Source organism: Kitasatospora sp. NPDC056327 (assembly GCF_042261735.1).
In the GTDB taxonomy this organism is placed as follows: Bacteria; Actinomycetota; Actinomycetes; order Streptomycetales; family Streptomycetaceae; genus Kitasatospora.
Genome location: NZ_JBHJRC010000090.1, coordinates 1 through 20362 on the forward strand (window position 1 = coordinate 1; position 20362 = coordinate 20362).

A 20362-nucleotide genomic window follows, 5' to 3' on the forward strand; every position below is an offset into this window, starting at 1 on the left:
CACCCCGATCGCCGGTGGCCGCCGCCGTTCCCGGGCCGACGCCCTGTCCGGGCCGCCGCCGGTCGGCACCCTGCGGAGCGGTCCCGCGGCCCCGCTCCGGGCGGGGGCGGGATTGACAGGGCGCGGCCGTCGGCCGGATTCTGAGCAAGCGCTTAGTCACCGACGGCGCCGCCCGCGGACGAATGGAGAGGCCCGTGCCGCAGATCCGCCCGGAGCCCGGCCCGCAGATCCGCCCGGGGTCCGCCCCGGAGCCCGCCCCGCGGGCGGGTTCCGAGCCCGGCCCGCCGCCGAACCCGGAGCCGCGCCCCGATGACGGTCCGGAGCGCGGCCCCGACCTCGTACGGCTGCGCGCCCACCTGGACCGCGAACGCCCCGGCACGGTCGCCGGCCCGCTGCGCGCCGAGCTGATCGAGGGCGGCCGTTCCAACCTCAGCTACCGCCTCACCGACGGCGTCACCGACTGGGTGCTGCGCCGCCCCCCGCTCGGGCACGTCCTCGCCACCGCCCACGACATGGGGCGCGAGTACCGGGTGATGACCGCGCTGCGCGGCACCGGCGTGCCGGTGCCCGCCACGGTCCACCTGGACGCCGGGACGGAGGTGCTCGGCGCGCCCTGGTACCTGATGGCGTACGTGCCCGGCACGGTGCACCGGGGCGCCGCGGCGCTCGCCGCGCTCGGCGAGCGGCGGGTGCGCGGCATCGGCGAGGCCCTGGTGGACACCCTCGCCGCGCTGCACCGGATCGACCCGGCGGCCGTCGGGCTCGCCGGATTCGGCCGGCCGGAAGGCTACCTGGAGCGTCAACTGCGCCGCTGGGCGCTTCAGTTGGAGGCGTCAAGGAGCCGTGAACTGCCCGGCGTCGACCGGTTGCACGAGCTGCTGGCCGCCCGTCGCCCGGCCTCCCCGGCCCCGGCCCTGGTGCACGGCGACTACCGGCTCGACAACGTGATCGTCGCCGAACGCGACGGCCGGGACGGGATCGCCGCCGTGCTGGACTGGGAGATGTCGACGCTCGGCGACCCGCTCACCGACGTCGGGCTGCTGGTGATGTACACCGAGCTGGCCGGCACCGGTGGCGGCCTCATCCCGTCCGCCGCGACCGCGCCCGGCTTCCCGCGCAGTGCCGAACTGGTCGCCCGTTACGCCGGGTCGACCGGCCGGGACGCGGCCGACCTCGACTGGTACGTCGCCTTCGCCTGCTACAAGCTCGCCGTCGTCGCCGAGGGCATCCACTACCGCTTCCGGCAGGGCCGCACCCTCGGCGCCGGTTTCGAGCGTGCGGCCACCATGGCGCCCCTCCTCGTCGAGCACGGCCTCACCACGCTGAAGGGACACTGACCGATGGACTTCGCCCACGACCGGCGCACCCTCGAACTGAGCGAGCGGCTCACGGAGTTCATGGAGCGGGAGGTGTACCCCGCCGAGCCGGTGCTGGCCGCGCAGCTGGCCGACCCGGCGCGCCCGGCCTGGGAGATCCCGCCGGTGATCGCCGAACTCCGTTCGGCGGCCCGCAAGGAGGGGCTGTGGAACCTCTTCCTGCCGGGCGAGCACGGCGCCGGGCTGACCAACCTCCAGTACGCGCCGCTCGCCGAGATCACCGGCCGCAGCCCCCACCTGGCCCCGCCCGCCCTCAACTGCGCGGCCCCCGACACCGGGAACATGGAGCTGCTCGCCGGGTTCGGCAGCGCCGAACAGCGCGAACGCTGGCTGGAGCCGCTGCTCGACGCCCGGATCCGCTCCGCCTTCGCGATGACCGAGCCCGGCGTCGCCTCCTCCGACGCCGCCAACATCGCCACCCGGATCGAGCGCGACGGCGACTCGTACGTGGTCAACGGCCACAAGTGGTACATCAGCGGCGCGATGAACCCGGAGTGCCGGATCCTCATCGTGATGGGCAGGACCGACCCGGACGCCGAGCGGCACCGGCAGCAGAGCATGATCCTGGTGCCGCGCGACACCCCCGGTGTGACGGTCCGGCGCGGCATGACCGTGTTCGGCTACGACGACGCCGACCACGGCGGCCACGCCGACATCACCTTCGAGGACGTCCGGGTCCCGGCCGGGAACCTGATCGGCGAGGAGGGCTCCGGCTTCGCCATCGCCCAAGCCAGGCTCGGCCCGGGGCGGATCCACCACTGCATGCGCGCCATCGGCACGGCCGAGCGGGCGCTGGAGCTGACCTGCCGGCGCGTCCTCGACCGGGTGGCCTTCGGCGGACCGCTCGCCGAGCAGGGCGTCGTCCAGGACTGGATCGCCGAATCCCGGGTCCGCATCGAGCAGTTGCGGCTGCTGGTGCTCAAGACCGCCTGGCTGATGGACACCGTCGGCAACCGGGGCGCGCACACCGAGATCCAGGCCATCAAGATCGCCACCCCGCGCACCGTCGAGTGGATCCTGGACAAGGCCGTCCAGGCGCACGGCGCGGCCGGCGTCAGCCAGGACACCCCGCTCGCCGCGCTCTGGGCGTTCAACCGGACGATCCGGCTGGCGGACGGGCCGGACGAGGTGCACAAGCGCTCGCTGGCCCGGCGGGAGCTGCGGCGCCACCGGTGAGCGGGGCGGGCGAGCGGGGCGGGCCGGGGCGGGCGTGCGGCCCGGGCGGGGACGCCCCCGGGTGAGCGCCCCCGCCCCGCACCCGGGCGCCCGCCCCGCCGCCCGGGTCATACCGGGGTAGCACCCGCAGGGTTGGCACCCCGGTATGACGTCCACGCACCGCCCCGGCCCGTACCGTCGGCGTACGGGCCGCCGAGGGTCGGCGGCCCGCACGGGAACGGGGAGCTGGGGAGCATGCGCGAACGGGGCCGGGGACTGGATGCGCGGGGCCTGCGGACCGTCCGGAGGGGCGTCGCCGTCGCCCTCGCCGCCACCACGGTGCTCGGCGTCGCCGGGACGGCGGCCGTGCCCGCCTCCGCAGCCCCGGCGGTCGCGGACCGCCTCGCCCTGGCCGCCCTGGCGAAGCCCACCGGCCCCTACCCGGTGGGCACCACCGCGCTGCGGCTGGCCGACCCGGGCCGCCGGGACCCCTGGGAGCCGGACCGGGTCCGCGAGGTGATGATCAGTCTCTGGTACCCGGCCACCCGCCCGGTGTACGGCAACGACCACGCCCGCTACATGGCGGAGTCCGCCGCCCGGCACTTCGGCGGTCCCGACGGCGCGGGCGTCCTCAACAACGGCGCGGAGCCGGGTCGCACCGACTGGTCCCGGGTCCGCACCCACGCCCGGCAGGACGCCCCGGCGCTGCCCGCCGTCGGGCCGCGCCCGGTGGTCCTCTACTCCGCCGGACTCGGCGACCCCCGCAGCTGGGGGACGGGCCTGGCCGAGGACCTCGCCTCGCGCGGCTACGTGGTCGTCACGGTCGACCACCCCCACGAGGCCTCCGAGGTGGCCTTCCCGGACGGCCGGCTGGTCACCTCGGTGCTCCCCGGCCCGGTGGGCCGGCCTGGCCCAAACAACGGCGCGCTGCTGCGCGGAGTGATGGCGGTCCGGGTCGCCGACATCCGGTTCGTGCTGGACGAGCTCGCGGCGCTGCGCACGGACGGCCGGCTCCCCGGTCCGCTGGCCGGCTCGCTGGACCTCGGCCGGATCGGCATGGCGGGCCACTGCGCCGGCGGGTTCACCGCGGCCCAGGCGATGCACGACGACCCCCGGATCAGGGCCGGCGTCAACCTGGACGGGCAGCTGCACCTCCCCGGTCCGGACGGTACCGGGGTGCACCTGAGCAGCGTCGCCGAGAACGGCCTCGACCGCCCGTTCCTGCTGATGGGCACCGAGAGCCCGGACTCCGGCGGCTACGCCGGCCGGCCCGGCTGGGCCGCGTTCTGGCGGAACACCCGGGGCTGGAAGGCGGACGTCACCCTGCTCGGCTCACGCCACGGCTCGTACACCGATGCGCAGGCGCTGCTGCCCCAGCTCGCCCGCCAGGGGGCGGTGCCGGAGGAGGCGGTGCGCGGCGGCATCGGCGAGGTGCGGCCCGACCGCGCGGTGCTCGCCACCCGCGCGTACGTCGCCTCCTTCTTCGACCGGCAGCTCCGCGGCCACGACGACCACCTGCTGGACGGCCCCTCGCGGCGCTTCCCGGAGATGCGCTTCGAGCGCTGACGGACCGACGGCCCCCGGGTGCGGCCCGCCCGGGGGCCGGGCCGCTGCCGGCCGCGCCGCCGGGAATCACGGGCTTCCGCCTGGGGCACGGTCCTCCGCCGTGGGTCACAGGCCTCCGCCGAGGGTGAGGCCGCCGTCCACCACCACGGTCTGGCCGGTGATCCACGAGGCCTCGGGGGAGAGCAGGAAGGCGACGGCGCCCGCGACGTCCTCGGGGACCCCGAGGCGGCCCAGCGGGTAGGCGGCGGCCACCTCCTCCTCGCGGCCCGCGTACAGCGCCTCGGCGAACCTCGTCCTGACGACGGCGGGCGCGACGGCGTTGACCCGGATCCCGCGGCCGCCCAGCTCGGCGGCGAGTTCGGCGGTGAGCCGGATCAGCGCGGCCTTGGAGACCCCGTACATCCCGATGCCGAGCGAGGCCCGGATCCCGGCCACCGAGGCGACGTTGACCACCGAGCCGCCGTGCTCGCCCATCCAGGCGGTGTGCGCGCGGCGGGTCCAGGCGAGCGGGGCGAGCACGTTGACGGCGAGGATCTTGGCGGCGGCGGCCTCGTCGACGTCCAGCACCGGGCCGTGCACCGGGTTGATGCCGGTGTTGTTGACCAGGTGGTCGAGCCGGCCGAAGGCCGCCAGGGTGCGGGCGACGGCCTCCTCCTGGTGGGCGGGGTCGTCGGCGCGCCCGGCGACCCCGATCGCGGCGTCCGGGCCACCGAGGTCGCGCACCGCCTCGGCGAGCGGTCCGGGATTGCGGGCGGTCAGGCAGACCCGGGCCCCGCGGGCGACCAGTTCGCGGGCGATGCCGAGGCCGATGCCCCGGCTCGATCCGGTGACGACGGCCACCCGGCCCTGGAAGGAGGAGAGCGTCACGGTGGTCCTCTCGGTGTGGCGTACGGCTGACCGGGATCCGGCGGGCGGAGCGGTCCGCCGGATGATCGACTGACCAAGCGCTTGCTCAGCATGGTGTCGGTGCGGGACCCTGTCAACAGTCCGCCGGGCCGTCGCGGGGCGAACGTCCGTACGGGCGCCCGGTGACCGATCTGCGAGGATGGCGCCATGACCAGCACGCCCATCGCCGAGCTCTGGGCCGGCCTGTCCGACGGTGCCGAAGCCCGTCCGGAGGCGGCGTACCGGCTGCTCCGGGCCGCCGTGGAGTCCTTCGCCGAGCGCGGCTTCCACGCCACCACCACCCGGGACATCGCCACCGGAGCCGGGATGAGCCCCGCCGCGCTGTACATCCACTACCCGTCCAAGGCGGCCCTGCTGGCCGAGATCAGCCGGGCCGGGCACGCCGCGACGCTGGAACTCGTCCGGACGGCGGTGGCCGGCGGGGACGGTCCGGCGGAGCGGATGCGGCGCCTGGTCGAGGAGTTCACCGCCTGGCACGCCAAGGCGCGGACGGTCGGGCGGGTGGTCAACTACGAGCTGCACGCCCTCCCGGAGGACGCCCACGCGGTGGTGGCGGCGCTGCGGCTGGACATCGAGCGCGAGGTCGCCGCGCTGATCGAGGAGGGCCTGGCGGCCGGGGTGTTCGAGGTCGCCGAGGTCCGCACCGCCGCCCGCGCGGTCACCTCGCTGGGCATCGACGTGTCCCGCTGGTACACCGGCCGAAGCAGCGAGACGCCCGAGGAACTCGGGCGCCGCTACGGCGAGTTGGTGCTCCGGATGCTGGGCGCCGACCTCCGGGGCGGGCTCGGCCGTCCTTGACGGCCCGGCGCCGCCGTACCGGTCGCGCTATCGGGCGGGCGGGGCGGGCGCCGGTCCGGTGCGCCCGGACGGGCGGTCCCCGGCGCCCGGGGCGTCGGCGGCGGGTGCCCCGGCGGCGGCGAGCAGCGAGTCGAGCAGGCCGGGGAAGCGTGCGTCGAGGTCGGTGCGGCGCAGCGAGACGTAGCGGTTGCGTCCGGCGACCCGGGTGGTGGTGACGCCGGCCTCGCGGAGCACCCGCATGTGGTGCGAGACGGTCGACTTGTGGAGGTGTTCGAGGCCGAGGTGCTGCGGGGCGCAGGAGTGCTCGGCGCCGTCGGCGTAGTTGGTGAGCAGGCGCATCCGGACCGGGTCGCCGAGCGCGTGCAGCACGGTGACCAGGTCGATCTCGGCGGTGGCGGGCTGGGGCAGCCGCTCGTCGTCGGACATGGCCGGCGGCCTCCTCGGGGTCGGGCGCGGGTGCGGTGCGGGGGCGCGGCGCGGTGCGCGGACGGGATCGTTTGACAATCATCCACCAATCCGTACTGTTTGGCGAGCATCAAACTGTTGCCCTCACGTCCAACAATGTCCGCTCCCTGGGGGGATCGACGTGCCCGTCCGCCTGCTCCTGCTCGCCCTCGGCACCTTCGCCGTCGGCACCGACACCATGGTCATGGCCGGCATCCTCGGCCCGATCGCCGACGACCTCGGCGTCTCGGTCACCGCCGCCGGCCAGCTGGTGACCGTCTTCGCCCTCGGTTACGCGCTGCTCGCGCCGCCGCTCGCCGCGTTCACCGCGCACTGGCCGCGCCGCCGGCTGCTGCTCACCGCGCTCACCGTGTTCGGCGCCGCCAACGCGCTCAGCGCGCTCGCGCCCGACTACGAAACGCTGCTGGCCACCCGGGTGCTGGCGGCCGCCGGTGCCGCGCTCTACACCCCGACCGCCAACGCGGTGGCCACCACCCTGGTCGCCCCCGAGCGGCGCGGGCGGGCGCTGGCGACCGTGCTCGGCGGCATGACGGTCGCCACCGCGCTGGGCGTGCCGGTCGGTACCTGGGTCGGGCGCGCCGACTGGCGGCTGACGATGTGGCTGGTCACGGCGCTGGGCGCGGTGGCCCTGGCCGGACTGGGCCTGCTGCTGAGGGAGCTGCCGGCGCCCGCCGCCGCGCCGGGCCTGCGGGACCGGCTGGCGCCGCTGCGCGACCGGCGGGTGCTCGGCGCCGCCGCGACCACCCTGGTCTTCTTCCTCGCCTTCCAGTCCGTCTACATCTACCTGGCCACCGCGGTCGCCCCGGCCACCGGCGGCCGGGCCGAGCGGCTGAGCCTGGTCCTGCTGGTCGCGGGCGTCGCCTCGGTCGGCGGCAGCTGGCTGGGCGGACGGCTGGTGGACCGGATCGGGGTGCGGCGGGTGCTGCTGGCGGGCAGTGCGGTGGCCGCGCTCGCGTTCACCGCGCTGCCCTGGGCCGGGCGTTCGATGCCGGGCGCGCTCGCGTACGCCGTGGTGACCCCGCTGGCCGGCTGGGCGGTCTCGGTCGCGCTGCCGCACCGGCTCGCCTCGCTGGACCCGGGCAACGCGCAGCTGCTGATCTCGCTCAACAGCAGCGCCCTCTACCTGGGCACGGCGGCGGGCGGCGCGGCCGGCAGTGCCGCCGTCGCGCTGCTCGGCGGGCGCTGGTTCCCGCTGGCGGCGACCGTGCTCGCCCTGGTCGCGGCGGCCACCGCCTGGGCCACCACCCGGGGCGCGGGGCCGGTCCGGTCCGGGGAGGCGCCCGCTCCCGCGGTGGTGGAGCCGGCGGCGCGGTAGCCGTCCGGGCGCGCGGACGGCGGGGCGGGCATCGGCGGAGTCACCGCCGGTCCCGCCCCGTCGGCGTCACGGGCGCCGGGGTGCGGGCGTCAGACGGAGGCGGGGCGCCAGTCGGCGACCAGTGCGAGCAGGCCGGGGAAGGCCGCTTCGAGGTCGTCGGTCCGGACGTGGCTGCGGCGTTCGAGGCCGTACTGGCGCTGGCGGATGACGCCCGCCTGGCGCAGTGCCTTGAAGTGGTGGGTGAGCGAGGACTTCGGGCGGTCGAGGCCGAACCAGCCGCAGGGGTGGTCGAACCGCTCCCGCTCCAGCAGCAGTTTGCGGACGATGGTCAGCCGCAGCGGGTCGCTCAGCGCGCCGAGCACGAGCTCCAGCCTGAGCTCCCCGACGGCCGGCTCGGGCAGTGCTTCCGGCAGGTCGGCCGGTTCCGGCAGGACGACGAAGGGCGGGGCCTGGCGCAGTGTCGAAGGCATGGGCGACTCCTCGTGGGCCGAAAGGACTCGGACTCTTCAGTACGACTCTCATCGTACTGCATGCTATGTTCGAGATAACTCGTACTGCGTGTGGCGGAGGGAGCGGCCATGTCGGAGAGTCGGACGGTATCGGTGCGGGAGGCCGTCGAGGCGGACCTGCCGATGCCGGAGGGGAACCAGGGGGCGACCGCCGCGGTCACGCCCACCTGGTGGGTGTGGCTGGCCGCGTGGCCGGTGACCGCGGTGTTCGTCCTGTCCAACGCGGCGACCCCGCTGTACGTGGTCTGGCAGCGGGACATCGGGTTCTCCAAGGGCACCCTGACCGTGGTGTTCGCGTTCTACATCGTCGGGCTGCTCGGCTCGCTGCTGGTCTCCGGGGTGGTCTCCGACCGGCTCGGACGCAAGCCGGTGCTGCTGCCCGCGCTGGCCCTGGCGGTCGCGTCCTGCGCGATCTTCGCCACCGCCTCGTCGGTCGCCGCGCTGATCGTGGCCCGGCTGTTCACCGGAATCGCGGTGGGCGCGGTGGTCTCGGCCGGCATGGCGGCCGTGACCGACGTCGCCGGTCCGGCCCGCAAGCGTCTGGCCGCCCTGCTGGCCTCCTGCGCGATGGTCTTCGGCGCCGGCCTCGGCCCGCTGCTGGCCGGCGTGCTCTCCGAGACGGCGCCCGGGCCGACCGTCACCGTCTTCGTGGTCGAGGCGGTCCTGCTCGCCACCGCGGTGCTCGCGGTGCTGCGCATGCCGGTCCGCCGGCCCGACGCCCCGGCGAAGGGCGCCTGGGTGCGGGTGCCCGGTGTCCCGCGCGGCAGCGGTCTGCAACTCGTTCTCGGCATCGCGGTGTTCGGCCCCGGCATCACCGCGACCTCGTTCGTGCTCTCGCTCGGTCCGTCGCTGCTCTCCGGGCTGCTCGGCACCACCAGCCGGATCGTGGCCGGGGCGATGGCGTTCGTGATGTTCCTGACCGCCACCGGTGTGCAGTTCGCCGTCCAGAAGCTGCGCCGGCGCACCATCCTGCTGGCCGGCGCGGTCTCCACCACCCTGGCGATGGTCACCCTGATCGTCGCCGTGCACGCCTCCGCCGTCCCGGTGCTGGTCGCCTCGGCCCTGCTCGCCGGGGCCGGCCAGGGCATGGGCCAGCTCGGCGGGCTCTCGCTGCTCAACTCCGCCGTCCCGCCGCGCCGGCTGGCCGAGGCCAACGCCGCGCTCAACGTGGGCGGTTACGTGCCGGCCGGGCTGCTGCCGGTGTCGGCCGGCTACCTGAGCGACTCGATCGGGCTCACCGACGGGGCGACCGTCTTCGGCGTCGTCCTGATGGTGCTGGCCGTCGCGGGCGGGCTGATCGTGTCCGCGAGCCGGGGACGGCTGCCGGAGAACCCCTGACCGGTCCGGCGTCCCGGTCGGCCCCCGTACGGCCGGGTCGTCGGACTCCCGGCGAAGCGCACCGCGGCGACGTCTGCGGTGCGCTTCCGCATGGGCGGGGCCGGCCGATCGCCCGCCCGATCGGCTTCCCGCCCGGTCCGCCCGCAGGTCCGTCCGCAGGTCGCGGGCTATCGGGCGCGGATCGCCCGGAACAGCAACTCCGCGGTCTCGGACCAGCGTTCCACCACGTCCGCCCGCTCGTGCAGCACGTCCGAGATGTGCTGGGTGCCGAAGAACGCGGCCACCAGCGAGCGGGCCGCCGCCTGCGGGGAGACGTCCTCGCGCAGCTCGCCCTCCCTCCGGGCGCCGGCCAGCAGCGTGGTCAGCAGCTCGGTCCAGTCCACGTACGGAGTGGGCAGCTCCGCGTCTATCTGCGGCCGTTCGATCTGGAGCCGGGCGCCCGCCTGGACGACGATGTCGTCCCGGAAGGCCGCCGCCGCGCCCTCCAGCAGCCGGGCGGCGGTCTCCAGCGGCCCGCGCCCCTCGGCCGTGATCTCCTCCAGGAGCATCGGCCACCGGGCGTAGTGCTGCTCGACCACCGCCACGGCGAGCGCCTCCTTCGTCGGGTAGTGGAAGTAGACCGCGCCCTTGGTCATCTCCACCCGGTCCGCCACGTCCTTGACGGAGGTGTGGCGGAAGCCCTGGGTGGAGAACAGCTCGGCGGCGGCGGTCAGCACCAGCAGCTTGGTCCGGGCGGCGCGGTCCTGCTTGGGGTCGGGGCCCCGCCTGGTGGTGATTCTCCGCACAGTGAACGGCGGGGTGGTCTGCGGTTCGGGCATCTACGGCTCCTGTGATGGTGTGGTCAGGGGTGGTGCCGGGGCGTCAGGGCGGAGGCTATTCGGACTGGATGGCGCAAAATTCCGCCTCGACGGTAAACCTTCCAGAAGGTATGTTCCTGAGCTGTCGCTCCGGTAGGCACCGAAAGATAGCGGGCCCGCCGCGGTCGCCGCGACATGGGGGAGGAATAAGTTCATGAACGTCCTGTCATCCGTCGTGCCGGGCCCGTGCCGTCCGCGGCTCAGGGAGGGCTGGAACGGTCTGCGCTTCGACCGGCACCTCCCGCGCGAGGCGGTCCACAAGTACGCCGACGCCGAGGTGCTGCTGACCGACGCCGTCCGGCTGGGGGCGGCGCGGTTCGCGGTCGCCGCGCTCTGGCCGCGCGACCACCACCTCGGCCGGCGCTCCGCGGGAGCGGCGGCCGACCCCGTGCTGATGGCCGAGACGGTCCGGCAGACCGCGATCCACCTGGCCCACCGGTTCCACGGCAGCACCTACGGTCACCCCTTCGTGCTCAACGACCTCGCCGTCGACCTCGACGGGGCACTGCCGGCGGTCGGCCCGGACGGCCTGGACGTCGGCCTCGACCTGCAGAGCCCGCCCGCCGTGCTGCGGCCCGGCCGGGAACGGTTCGCACTGGAGGGCGTGGCCTGGGCCGGGCACCGGCCGGTGGGCCGGGTCCGGATGCGCTGGGAGGTGCTGGAGCCCGCGCGGTACGCGCTGATCAGGCGGCGGTCGGCCGAGGCGGCCGCGGAACCCGAGACGGCTCCGGCCTCGACCGTGGTGCCCGAGCCCCGGCGGGTGGGGCAGACGGCCGACCGCGACGTGCTGGTCGCCGCCGACCCGGCCCGCGCCGACCGCTGGTGGCTGCGACCGTTCGAGGGCCACCCGGTCCTGTTCGACCACCCGGTGGACCACGTGCCCGGGATGGTCCTGCTGGAGGCCTTCCGCCAGGCCGCCGCCTCCTGCGGGGCCGGCGGCGCGGCCGGCGGGCTCCGGGAGATCAGCACCGGCTTCACCGCGTTCGGCGAACTGACCACCCCGGTCGCGATCCTCGCCGGGCCGGACGGCGGGGGCCCGCCGGGGTGCCTGCGGCTGACGGCGGTGCAGGACGGCCGGCCGATCGCCACCGCCCGGGTGCGGATGGCGCCGGGTGCGGCCGGTGCGGACGAGGGCGGCGCCCGGGCGGCGGACGACGGTGCGGCCCGGCCGCGGGCGACGGGACCGCACGGAACGGCGCTGCACGGAACCGGAATCCGGGGGACGGCGGGAGCGGCATGGTGACCGACCTCCGGGACGGCCTCCGCGGCGGGGCCGACGACGGCGTGTCCGGCGGGGTGCCCGGCGAGGTCCGTGAGGAGGGGCTCGCGGCGCGGGTGCTCCGCGAACTGGCCGGCCCGGCCCGCCGGGACGCCGCACGCGCGGAGGAACTGCGCCGGCTGACCGGCGAGGTCGCCGACGGCATCACCGCGGCCGGCTTCCCCCGCCACTTCGTCCCGCGCCGCTGGGGCGGCACCGCCGGGGGCTTCGGCGAGCTGGTCGCCGGTGCGGCGGCGCTGGCCGGGTCCTGCGCGGGCGCCGGCTGGTGCGCCGCCCTCTACGCGGCGCACGGCCGGCTGGCGGCCTACCTGCCCGAGGAGGGGCAGCGCGAACTCTGGGGTGCGGGCCCGGACCCCCGGATCTCGGCGGCGGTCGTCCCGCCCCGGGGCCGGGCCGAGCGGCGGGGCGGCGGCTGGCGGCTCGACGGCGAATGGCGGCTCGCCAGCGGCGCCGACCACGCCGAGTGGATCCTGCTCGCCTCCTGGACGCAGGGGCCGGACGGCCGCGAACACCGGATCTTCGCCGTCCCCCGGGGCGAGCTGACGGTGCTGGACACCTGGCACGCCTCCGGTCTGCGCGCGAGCGGCAGCACCTCGGTGGCCGCCGCGGCGGTCCACGTCCCGGACCACCGCACGCTCACCCTCGACGCCCTGCTGCTCCCGCTGCCCGACGCCGCCCGCTGCCACACCGTCCCCTACCCGATGGTCGCGGCCCTGCTCTTCGCCGCCCCGCTGCTCGGCGTCGCCCGGACGGCCCTGCGGGAGTGGACCGCCGGGGCCCGGCGGTCGGCGGACCCGCACCCGGCCGCGCACACCGTCCTGACCCGGGCCTCGGCCCGGATCCACATGGCCGGCCTGCTGCTCGACGGGGCCGCCGGCCGCGCCGACCGGGGGGCGATCACCCCGGTGGCCGTGGCGGAGAACCGCCGTGACGCGGCGACGGCCGCCGTGCTGTGCCGGGAGGCGGTCGACGCGCTGTTCCTCGCCGGCGGCGTCGGGGCGCAGGCGCCGGACTCGCTCCTGCAGCGCGCCTGGCGGGACGCCACGGCGATCGCGGTGCACCGCACCCTCGACCCGGACGCGGCGGCGCGCGGCTACGCGCAGACGCTCCTCGGCACCCCGGACGGTGCCGCATGAGCGCCGTGCCGTCCGCCCCGATCGCCTTCTTCGACGTCGACGAGACGCTGATCGCCGCCAAGGGGATGCTCGCGTTCTGGGACCATTGGACGGCGGACCCCGCCCAGGCCGGTGCCGCCGGCCTCGGAGGGAGCGCCGTCCCGGACCTCCGGGCCGCGATGGCGGCGGGCGTTCCGCGCGAGGAGCTGAACCGGATCTACTACCGCCGGTTCGCCGGGGTGCCGGCCGCCGCGCTGCGGTCGGCGGCGCGCCGCTGGTACGACGGCTACCGCCGGAGTGCCGAGGCCTTCGTCACGGCCGGCCTCGACGCGGTGGCCCGGCACCGGGCGCTCGGGCACCCGGTGGTGCTGGTGTCCGGCTCGATGCGCCCGCTGCTGGAGGCGGTCGCCGAGGACCTCGGCGCCGACGCCGTGTGCTGCACCGAGCAGGAGGTGGCCGGGGGAGTGCTGACCGGGGAGGTGGCCCGGCCGATGATCGGCCGGGCCAAGGCCGACGCGGTGACGGCGCTGATCCGGGCCCGGGGCGTCCGGGCGGCCGACTGCTTCGCCTACGGCGACCACGAGAGCGATCTCGCGATGCTCCGCGCGGTCGGGCACCCGGTGGTGGTGAACGGATCGCCGGGGCTGGTCGCGCAGGCGCGCCGGGCCGGCTGGCCGGTGCTCGACGGCCGGCGCTGCCCGCGCGGTCCGGTGCCGTGCGGGCCGCGCGCGCCGCACGGTCCGCACGGGCGGGAGGGGTCGGCGGCCCGCCCCGCCGCGGGGCTCCGACCGGTTTGCGTCTGATGTGCGGACAGCCGGGCGGGCGGGCCCACTGTCCTGAGAACATTCCTTTAGAAAGGTATGTTCTTGACCAGGGAGGGCGCCCGCATGATCAAACAGGAGCGAGCTCGGCGTACGCGGGAGAAGGTGCTGGACGCCGCAGCCGAGGAGTTCTCCGCCCAGGGGTACAGCAGGGCCACCCTCAACGCGGTGGCGCAGCGGACCGGCATGACCAAGGGCGCGCTGTACGGACACTTCGCGTCCAAGCGGGTGCTGGCCGGGGCGCTGGTGCTGCAGTCCCGCAAGGTCTGGGAGGAGATGCGGCTGGCCCGGGACGTGCCCGGCGAGGCCGCGGGCGCGGTGCTGGAGTCGCTCGTCCTGGACCTGGCGCACCGGCTGCGGGAGGACGTCCGGCTGCGGGCCGCGCTGCGGCTGGCCACCGACTGCCCGAACCTGGCGCAGCTGGTGCCGGACATCTTCGAGGACGTGCAGCGCGGGCTGGTGAACCTGATCCGGCGGGCCCAGGGGGAGGGGAGCATGGTCCGGCGGCCGCCCGAGCTGGTCGCCCAGCTGCTCCTGGCCGTGATGCACGGCGCGCCGCACGTGGCGTTCGGTCCGGTGGGGGCCTGCGGCTCGGGCGACGCCCATGAGGCGGCGTGGCGACTGCTGCTGGAGGCCCTCGCCGGCGGCCGGCCCGGCCCCGGTCCCGGCGACGGGCCCGGGCCCGGAGCGAATCGCGGGGCGGGCGGGCCCGTGGAGGGCGCCGGGGCCACCGGAGTCACCGTGGCCGCCGGGCTCCGGGAGGGTGGTGGGGCGGGGAGGGACGCCGGGGCGGGGACCGCGTGAGGGTTCCGTTGCAGGACCGTTAAAAATTCCCGCCCGAAGGTATTTTCAGGGAGAATGTGGCTGTCCCGCGAGCCCGGGGCAGCCACCACCCGGCGGCGGGCCGGCCGGCGCCGGGTGGCCGGTGCCGGCCGGCCGGTGGAGGGCAGGCCGGTGGCGGGTCGCGAACCGAGACGATGTGACGGAGGGGTGTCATGAGCGTGCTGCACGAAAGGATCGGACCGTCCGCCCTGTACCAAACGGAATCCGGTCACGCCCGGGACGACTCGATGCGGACCGCCGCCCGGCGGGCGGCGGGTCACGCCGAGCACGTCGACGACTTCGACATGAGGCATCTTCGCTATTTCCTCACCGTGGTGCGCGCGGGGACCGTCTCGGCGGCCGCCCAGGAGCTGCGGATATCCCAGCCGAGCCTCAGCCAGCAGATCAAGAGACTGGAACGCCGGGTCGGCGCTCCCCTTTTCATCAGGAGTTCACGCGGAGTTGAGCTGACGGCGGGCGGCCGGGCATTCCTGCGGGAAATCCAGACCATTCCCGGGCAGCTCCGCTCGGCCATCGCCGCGGCCGCCCCGACGCCCCGGGTCTGGCCGGTCGGCGTCTGCGGCGGAGTTCCCACCGAGGTGCTCGCCGAGGTGCAGAACGGCCTCGGCGGCGAGGCGGCCGACGCCGCCGGCCCGACCGGCGCCGAGCTGCGCATGCGGCACATCGGCGCGGCGGACCAGCCGGAACTGCTGCACCACGGCGAGCTGGCGTTCGGCATCGTCCGGCTCCCCGTCACCACGCCCGGGCTGGTCGGCGCGGTGGTGTGGGACGAACCGCTCGGCGTGGTGATGCGCCCCGACCACCAGCTGGCCGGCCGGCCCAGGCTGACCTGGGACGACCTCGCCACCCAGCGGCTCCTCTGGTACGACGAGGGCTGCGCGCCCGGCTACGCGGAGACGATCCCGGCCCAGCTGGCCGTGCTCGGCTGGCGGGCCGAACTGCACCCCGTCGACGACCAGCAGGCGCTCTTCGTGCACACCCTGCAGACCGCCTGCGACCTGGTCGCGCTGCGGCCGAGGCTCTCCGTGCAGGGGGAGGCTCAGCTGCACTGGCGTCCGCTGCCCACCGCCGCGGCCCCGCGCGAACGGCTCGCGGTCACCGCGCTGGCTGGCGGCCGGGCGGCGCTGCTGCTGGCCCAGGTCGCCGCCCGGCGCGGCTGGACGTATCTCGCCTGACCCCTTCCCCCACCTCGTGGGCGATCCCCGAATCCGTTTCGCCCCCCGTTGGACACCGGCCCGGAGAGCCTTCTCTCCGGGCCGGTTCGTTCTCTTTCCACTGCGGACGCGGAAGGTTCACCTCCGGCTTCCCGATGTCGTCCCGGCGGCCCCTCCATAGGTCTGCGCCTATGGGCCCCACGCATTTTCTGTCTTGGCCGCCCGGGCGCCGGTCGAACTATGGTTTGAGTGCGAAAGCGGCCAGGCCGGTACCGGGCGGAGGAAAACCCGGGAACCGTTGACGGTCCGCCGTTCCCGGATTGTCCAGGACGGTATTTCCGCGCCGTTCCACCGTTCCACCGTTCCACCATTCCGACATTTCGAGCTGGGAGCCGGGGAAGTCGTGATCTCGACCAAGTTGACAGAATTGCTGGGAATCGACCATCCGATCGTCAGCGCGCCGATGGGCGGCGTCTCCGGCGGGCGACTGGCCGCCGCCGTCACCCGGGCCGGCGGTCTGGGTCTCGTCGGCGTCAGCTACGGCGACGCCGCGTTCATCGACGAGCACCTGCCGCAGGCGGCGGAGGGCGGCGGCGTCTGGGGCGCCGGCTGCGTGATGTTCACCTTCGACGAGCGCCCCGGCCTCTGGGACAAGGTGCTCGGCTACGCGCCGCCCGTCATCGCCCTGTCCTTCGGGAACGCCGACCAGGTCGGCCGCTACGTGTCCTCCGCCGCCGATCACGGCTCCCGGGTCGTCGTCCAGGTGCACGACACCGAGCAGGCCCTGGTGGCCCTGCGGGCCGGCGCGTCGGTGCTGGTCGTCCAGGGTTCGGAGGCCGGTGGCCACCACAAGACGCAGGCCACCCTCCCGCTCGTCCCGGCCGTGCTCGACCTCGTCGGGGGCGCCGTGCCGGTGGTGGCGGCCGGCGGCTTCGCGGACGGCCGCGGGCTGGCCGCCGCGCTGGCGCTCGGCGCCGACGGCGTGATGATGGGCACCCGGTTCGCGCTCACCGTCGAGTCGATCGCGACCGCGGGCTTCAAGACCTCGCTGACCGCCGCCGCCACCACCGACACCGTCGACACCCGGGCCTTCGACGTGGTCCGCGGCATCCCGTGGGACGAGGTCTACCGGGCCCGCTCGGTGAGCAACGCCTTCACCCGCGAGTGGACCGGCCGCGACGAGGAACTCGCCGCCCGGCGCGCCGAGGTGGAGCCGGCCTGGGCCGCCGCCGTCTCCCGCGACGACGTCAGCCGGCGCGCGCTGTTCGCCGGCGAGGTCCTGGACCTCGTCAAGGACGTCCGGCCCGCCGCCGCGATCGTCGAGGACACCGTCGCCGAGGCGGAGCGCGTCCTGCGCGAGCTGGCGACGCGCGTCGGCCGCTGACACCGCCCCGCCCCCTTCCGCCGTTCCCGTTCCCTCCCAGCGCATCCGGAGACCACCGTGATCCACGTCCTCACGCTCACCTACCTGAAGCCCCGTGAGACCGTCACCGCCCACCTGCCCGAGCACAAGGCCTGGCTGCGCGAGCACGCCGACCTCGGCCGGATCCTGCTCAGCGGCCCCCGGCCGGACGGCGGTGCCGTCATCGTCACCGCCGACCTCGACGACGCCACCGTCACCGAGCTGATCGAGAGCGACCCCTGGCACACCCTCGGCATCGCCGCCTACGAGCGGACCCCGTTCACGGCCGGCTTCACCAGCCCCGGCGTGGTCACCGCCGCCGAGCCCGGCGACGCCGTGCTGCTGATCAACGTGGCCACCACCGAGACCGCGCCCGCCACCGTGGCGGCGCTCGCCTCCGCCGTCGAGCACGTCGCCGCGACCGCGGAGGGTTTCCGCGGCTCCCGGCTGCTGACCAGCGTCGAGGGCGACGCGGTGGTGAACCTCGCCGCCTGGTCGGACGAGAAGAGCTTCGACGCGATCTTCGACGACCCCGAGTTCACCCGCCGCTACCAGGAGTTCGCCACCACCACGACGGGCGCCAAGTACCGCCTGTACCGCACCAGCCGGGTCATCACCCCCAACCGCTGACCGGGCCCGACCCCGGCGCGGCCCCTGACCGGCCTCGCCCGGGGCCCGCACCGCCGGCCCGGCCGCCGACCCCCACCGTCGGCCGGGCGACCCGGCCGGCGCCACCTCCGCCGGCCGGTCCCGGGCCCGCACGGCCCGGACCGCCCTCACACCCGCACACACACCGCGTAGGAGAACAACCATGTCAGCCACGTCCGCCCGGGCCGCCGCCTACGACCTGATCGTCGTCGGCTTCGGCGCCGCCGGCCTCTCGGCCGCGCTGTCCTTCGCCGAGGCCACCGAGGGCCGCGACCGGCCCGTCCGGATCGCGATCCTGGAGCGCTCCGGCGAGGAGGAGCGCGGCGGAGCCACCCGCTGGACGGGCGCCTTCCTCCGGATCGACCAGGAGCGCAAGCTCGACACCGACTGGGCCGAGCACGTCCACCGGGTCTCCGGCGGCCTCGCCGACCTCGACTACTGCCGCGCCGTCGAGCGGGACACCCCCGGCACCCTCGCCTTCGTCGAGAAGCACGGCGTCGAGATCGCGTTCCAGGACTTCCCGTTGCCGCACACCTTCGCCGCCGGCACCCCGTCGATGGTCCCGCCGGCCAGCCCGCGCGGTGGCGGAGCCTCCATCGTCGAGCACCTCGGCGCCGCCCTGGAGGCCGACGAGCGGGTCGACATCCACTACCGGACGGAGGCCCTGCGGCTGTCCACCGACGATCGGGGCGCCGTCGACGGCGTGGTGGTCCGCGGCGCCGACGGCCTCACCCGCACCCTGGCCGGCCGCGCCGTCGTGCTCGCCTGCGGCGGCTTCGAGGGCAACCCCGAGATGCTCACCCGCTACGTCGGGCAGAACGCCTGCGACCTGCCGCTGATCGCCCCCGGCATCGCCGCCAACCGCGGGGACGCGCTGCGGATGGCGCTGGAGCTCGGCGCCGACACCGCCGGCCAGTTCGACGGCATCCACGCCGAGCCGGTCGACACCCGCACCAGCAAGGCCGACGCGGTGCTCTACGGCTTCGCCGCCGGGATCTTCGTCAACGGCCGCCTGGAGCGTTTCTTCGACGAGGGCCGCGACACCTGGGACAACACCTTCGAGCACGTCGGCTACGAGATCTGGAAGAACCAGGACCAGGAGGCGTACTGGATCGCCGACGCCAGGACCCTGGCCATCCCGGGCATCGCGAACTCGCTGCTCACCGACGTGCCGCCGGAGCAGTCCGACACCCTGGCCGGGCTCGCCGAGAAGCTGGGCGTCGACCCCGAGGCCCTGGAGAAGACCGTCGCCGAGTTCAACGCGGCCGTCGCCCCCGGCGAGTTCGACCCCACCCGGCTCGACGGCAAGCACACCGTCGGCCTCACCCCGGCCAAGTCCAACTGGGCCACCCCGCTGGACACCGCGCCGTTCATCGGAATCCCGGTGACCGCCGCGATCTGCTTCACCTACGGCGGTGTCCGCACCGACCTCGACGGCCGGGTGGTCACCCCGTCCGGCACGGCCATCCCCGGCCTGTACGCGGCGGGCGAGGCCACCGGTCTCTACTACCACGCCTACCCGCCGGCCACCTCGGTGCTGCGCTCGCTGGTCTTCGGCCGCCGCGCCGCGCACCACGCCGCCGCCCGGTCCGTCTGACCCGCCGCGCGCGGGCCGCTCCGCGGTCCCCGGACGCACCGCGGAGCGGCCCGCGCACGGCGGCCCGGCCGGCCGGGCCGCAGCACCCGCGCCTGCAACACCCGAAGCACCCGTGCGCGCAACACCCGAAGCACCCGAGGAAACCCGTCCGACCCTTCCTGAGCCAACCCGCACGTCCGTCTTGATGGAGGAGCCATGAGGATCACCAACATCGACGTCACTCTCCGGGACGGGGGGTACCGCACCGGATTCCACTTCCCGCTCTCCTACGCCCTGGAGCACGCCCGGCTGAGCGTCGAGGCCGGTTTCGACTGGGTCGAGATCGCCTACCGCAAGGGCTCGTTCGCCCCGCTCCCGAACCTCGGCCTGACCGGCATCGGCGGCGACGACTTCATCGCCGCCACCGCCCGCGAGATCGGCCCGCACCGGGTCGCGATGATCCTGCACCCGAAGAACATCACCCGCGACGACCTGCCCGCGATGTACCGGGCGGGCGCCCGGCTGGTCCGCGTCATCCTGCCCGCCAAGGGCTACGAGCCCGGCCTGGAGTACATCCGCCAGGCCCGCGACCTCGGCTTCACCGTCGGCGTCAACTTCGCCCGGATCAGCCAGTGGCCGGCCCGCGAGGTGGTCGAGGTGGCGACCGCCGCCACCGACGCCGGTGCCGAGGTCGTCTACCTCGCCGACTCCAACGGCAGCCTCTCGCCGCTCGACACCACCGACCTCACCACCCTGACCCGCTCGGTCACCGGCGGCGCGGTCGGCCTGCACGCCCACAACAACCTCGGCCTCGCGCTCGCCAACGCGATCAGCGCGGTCGCGGCCGGCGCGACCTGGATGGACTCCTCCGTCCAGGGCATGGGCAAGGGCCCCGGCAACCTCATCGCCGAGCAGTGGCTGGCCCACCTGGACCGCACCGACCCGGAGAAGGCCGCGCACATCGACCTCGCCCCGGTCCTGCGGCTGGCCGAGCTGCTGCTCGCCACCATCCCCGAGGGCCGGCCGTCGCTGCCGCTGCCCGACCTCGTGCTCGGCCGCTACGACCTCTCGGTCGAGCACCGCAAGGAACTCCCCGGCGAGCACGGCGAGGCCATCGCCACGGCGCGCACCCTCGCCGGCGTCCGGTGACCACCCACGCCGGACCTGTCGTGGGGGGGGGGGGGGGGGGGCGCCCCCCCCCCCCCGCCCCCCCGCCCCCCCCCGGCGCGGGCCCCCCCC

General features: G+C 75.6%; 19 protein-coding genes. 15 read left to right on the forward strand and 4 right to left on the reverse strand.

Annotated features, from left to right (window positions below):
- Positions 1–227: 227 nt before the first annotated feature.
- The 3 genes from ACFCX4_RS15630 to ACFCX4_RS15640 all read left to right on the forward strand — a co-directional run bounded on the left by ACFCX4_RS15630 (position 228) and on the right by ACFCX4_RS15640 (position 4097).
- Positions 228–1337, forward strand: coding sequence for a phosphotransferase family protein (locus ACFCX4_RS15630; protein WP_376142658.1), 1110 nt, complete (start codon positions 228–230; stop codon positions 1335–1337).
- Positions 1338–1340: 3 nt separating this feature from the next.
- Entirely contained in the window at positions 1341–2552 is a 1212-nt protein-coding gene (locus tag ACFCX4_RS15635; RefSeq protein ID WP_376142614.1) for an acyl-CoA dehydrogenase family protein, read from the forward strand.
- Between the two features lie 234 nt (positions 2553–2786).
- Positions 2787–4097 (forward strand): alpha/beta hydrolase family protein, encoded by a 1311-nt coding sequence (locus ACFCX4_RS15640; RefSeq protein ID WP_376142616.1) that lies wholly within the window; start codon positions 2787–2789, stop codon positions 4095–4097.
- Positions 4098–4202: 105 nt separating this feature from the next.
- Here ACFCX4_RS15640 and ACFCX4_RS15645 read toward each other — a convergent pair whose 3' ends face one another.
- A complete protein-coding gene (locus ACFCX4_RS15645) occupies positions 4203–4964 on the reverse strand; it encodes an SDR family oxidoreductase (RefSeq protein WP_376142618.1) in 762 nt (253 codons plus the stop codon).
- Between the two features lie 186 nt (positions 4965–5150).
- On the opposite strand from ACFCX4_RS15645, the gene ACFCX4_RS15650 reads away from it, so the two are divergent.
- Entirely contained in the window at positions 5151–5801 is a 651-nt protein-coding gene (locus tag ACFCX4_RS15650; protein WP_376142620.1) for a TetR/AcrR family transcriptional regulator, read from the forward strand.
- 27 nt (positions 5802–5828) lie between these two features.
- On the opposite strand, the gene ACFCX4_RS15655 is transcribed toward ACFCX4_RS15650, so the two are convergent.
- Positions 5829–6227, reverse strand: coding sequence for an ArsR/SmtB family transcription factor (locus tag ACFCX4_RS15655; protein WP_376142622.1), 399 nt, complete (start codon positions 6225–6227; stop codon positions 5829–5831).
- A gap of 160 nt (positions 6228–6387) precedes the next feature.
- Here ACFCX4_RS15655 and ACFCX4_RS15660 point away from each other — a divergent pair, with 160 nt between their 5' ends.
- A complete protein-coding gene (locus ACFCX4_RS15660) occupies positions 6388–7581 on the forward strand; it encodes an MFS transporter (RefSeq protein WP_376142624.1) in 1194 nt (397 codons plus the stop codon).
- 89 nt (positions 7582–7670) lie between these two features.
- On the opposite strand, the gene ACFCX4_RS15665 is transcribed toward ACFCX4_RS15660, so the two are convergent.
- Complete coding sequence (locus ACFCX4_RS15665; RefSeq protein ID WP_376142626.1) at positions 7671–8051, reverse strand: ArsR/SmtB family transcription factor; 381 nt, start codon at positions 8049–8051, stop codon at positions 7671–7673.
- Positions 8052–8213: 162 nt separating this feature from the next.
- Here ACFCX4_RS15665 and ACFCX4_RS15670 point away from each other — a divergent pair, with 162 nt between their 5' ends.
- A complete protein-coding gene (locus ACFCX4_RS15670) occupies positions 8214–9428 on the forward strand; it encodes an MFS transporter (protein ID WP_376142660.1) in 1215 nt (404 codons plus the stop codon).
- A 167-nt stretch (positions 9429–9595) separates the two neighbouring features.
- Here the strand turns inward: ACFCX4_RS15670 and ACFCX4_RS15675 are convergent, their stop codons facing one another.
- On the reverse strand, positions 9596–10246 hold the full coding sequence (locus ACFCX4_RS15675; RefSeq protein ID WP_376142628.1) for a ScbR family autoregulator-binding transcription factor: 651 nt from the start codon (positions 10244–10246) through the stop codon (positions 9596–9598).
- Between the two features lie 193 nt (positions 10247–10439).
- On the opposite strand from ACFCX4_RS15675, the gene ACFCX4_RS15680 reads away from it, so the two are divergent.
- From ACFCX4_RS15680 to ACFCX4_RS15720, 9 genes are all read left to right on the forward strand, one after another.
- Entirely contained in the window at positions 10440–11528 is a 1089-nt protein-coding gene (locus tag ACFCX4_RS15680; protein WP_376142630.1) for a ScbA/BarX family gamma-butyrolactone biosynthesis protein, read from the forward strand.
- On the forward strand, positions 11522–12700 hold the full coding sequence (locus ACFCX4_RS15685) for an oxidoreductase (RefSeq protein ID WP_376142632.1): 1179 nt from the start codon (positions 11522–11524) through the stop codon (positions 12698–12700). Before ACFCX4_RS15680 ends, ACFCX4_RS15685 begins: the two co-directional genes overlap by 7 nt.
- Entirely contained in the window at positions 12697–13482 is a 786-nt protein-coding gene (locus tag ACFCX4_RS15690) for an HAD family hydrolase (protein WP_376142634.1), read from the forward strand. The genes ACFCX4_RS15685 and ACFCX4_RS15690 overlap by 4 nt, the downstream gene beginning before the upstream one ends.
- Positions 13483–13566: 84 nt before the next feature.
- Positions 13567–14304 (forward strand): TetR family transcriptional regulator, encoded by a 738-nt coding sequence (locus ACFCX4_RS15695; RefSeq protein WP_376142636.1) that lies wholly within the window; start codon positions 13567–13569, stop codon positions 14302–14304.
- A 191-nt stretch (positions 14305–14495) separates the two neighbouring features.
- Entirely contained in the window at positions 14496–15518 is a 1023-nt protein-coding gene (locus ACFCX4_RS15700; RefSeq protein ID WP_376142638.1) for a LysR family transcriptional regulator, read from the forward strand.
- A gap of 277 nt (positions 15519–15795) precedes the next feature.
- Entirely contained in the window at positions 15796–16881 is a 1086-nt protein-coding gene (locus tag ACFCX4_RS15705; RefSeq protein ID WP_376142640.1) for an NAD(P)H-dependent flavin oxidoreductase, read from the forward strand.
- 57 nt (positions 16882–16938) lie between these two features.
- Positions 16939–17529: an antibiotic biosynthesis monooxygenase gene (locus ACFCX4_RS15710; RefSeq protein WP_376142642.1), complete on the forward strand. Its 591-nt coding sequence runs from the start codon at positions 16939–16941 to the stop codon at positions 17527–17529.
- Positions 17530–17710: 181 nt separating this feature from the next.
- Positions 17711–19144 carry an FAD-binding protein gene (locus tag ACFCX4_RS15715; protein WP_376142644.1) on the forward strand — a complete coding sequence of 478 codons (1434 nt, stop codon included), beginning with the start codon at positions 17711–17713 and terminating at the stop codon, positions 19142–19144.
- A 195-nt stretch (positions 19145–19339) separates the two neighbouring features.
- Complete coding sequence (locus ACFCX4_RS15720) at positions 19340–20272, forward strand: hypothetical protein (RefSeq protein ID WP_376142646.1); 933 nt, start codon at positions 19340–19342, stop codon at positions 20270–20272.
- Positions 20273–20362: the final 90 nt, after the last annotated feature.

What these genes read in the sequence shown, in the direction of transcription:
- ACFCX4_RS15635 (WP_376142614.1), top strand. Translation starts at nt 1,341, where the DNA reads ATGGACTTCGCCCACGACCGGCGCACCCTCGAACTGAGCGAGCGGCTC.
- ACFCX4_RS15640 (WP_376142616.1), top strand. Translation starts at nt 2,787, where the DNA reads ATGCGCGAACGGGGCCGGGGACTGGATGCGCGGGGCCTGCGGACCGTC.
- ACFCX4_RS15650 (WP_376142620.1), top strand. Translation starts at nt 5,151, where the DNA reads ATGACCAGCACGCCCATCGCCGAGCTCTGGGCCGGCCTGTCCGACGGT.
- ACFCX4_RS15655 (WP_376142622.1), bottom strand. Translation starts at nt 6,227, where the DNA reads ATGTCCGACGACGAGCGGCTGCCCCAGCCCGCCACCGCCGAGATCGAC.
- ACFCX4_RS15665 (WP_376142626.1), bottom strand. Translation starts at nt 8,051, where the DNA reads ATGCCTTCGACACTGCGCCAGGCCCCGCCCTTCGTCGTCCTGCCGGAA.
- ACFCX4_RS15670 (WP_376142660.1), top strand. Translation starts at nt 8,214, where the DNA reads ATGCCGGAGGGGAACCAGGGGGCGACCGCCGCGGTCACGCCCACCTGG.
- ACFCX4_RS15675 (WP_376142628.1), bottom strand. Translation starts at nt 10,246, where the DNA reads ATGCCCGAACCGCAGACCACCCCGCCGTTCACTGTGCGGAGAATCACC.
- ACFCX4_RS15680 (WP_376142630.1), top strand. Translation starts at nt 10,440, where the DNA reads ATGAACGTCCTGTCATCCGTCGTGCCGGGCCCGTGCCGTCCGCGGCTC.
- ACFCX4_RS15685 (WP_376142632.1), top strand. Translation starts at nt 11,522, where the DNA reads ATGGTGACCGACCTCCGGGACGGCCTCCGCGGCGGGGCCGACGACGGC.
- ACFCX4_RS15690 (WP_376142634.1), top strand. Translation starts at nt 12,697, where the DNA reads ATGAGCGCCGTGCCGTCCGCCCCGATCGCCTTCTTCGACGTCGACGAG.
- ACFCX4_RS15695 (WP_376142636.1), top strand. Translation starts at nt 13,567, where the DNA reads ATGATCAAACAGGAGCGAGCTCGGCGTACGCGGGAGAAGGTGCTGGAC.
- ACFCX4_RS15700 (WP_376142638.1), top strand. Translation starts at nt 14,496, where the DNA reads ATGAGCGTGCTGCACGAAAGGATCGGACCGTCCGCCCTGTACCAAACG.
- ACFCX4_RS15715 (WP_376142644.1), top strand. Translation starts at nt 17,711, where the DNA reads ATGTCAGCCACGTCCGCCCGGGCCGCCGCCTACGACCTGATCGTCGTC.
- ACFCX4_RS15720 (WP_376142646.1), top strand. Translation starts at nt 19,340, where the DNA reads ATGAGGATCACCAACATCGACGTCACTCTCCGGGACGGGGGGTACCGC.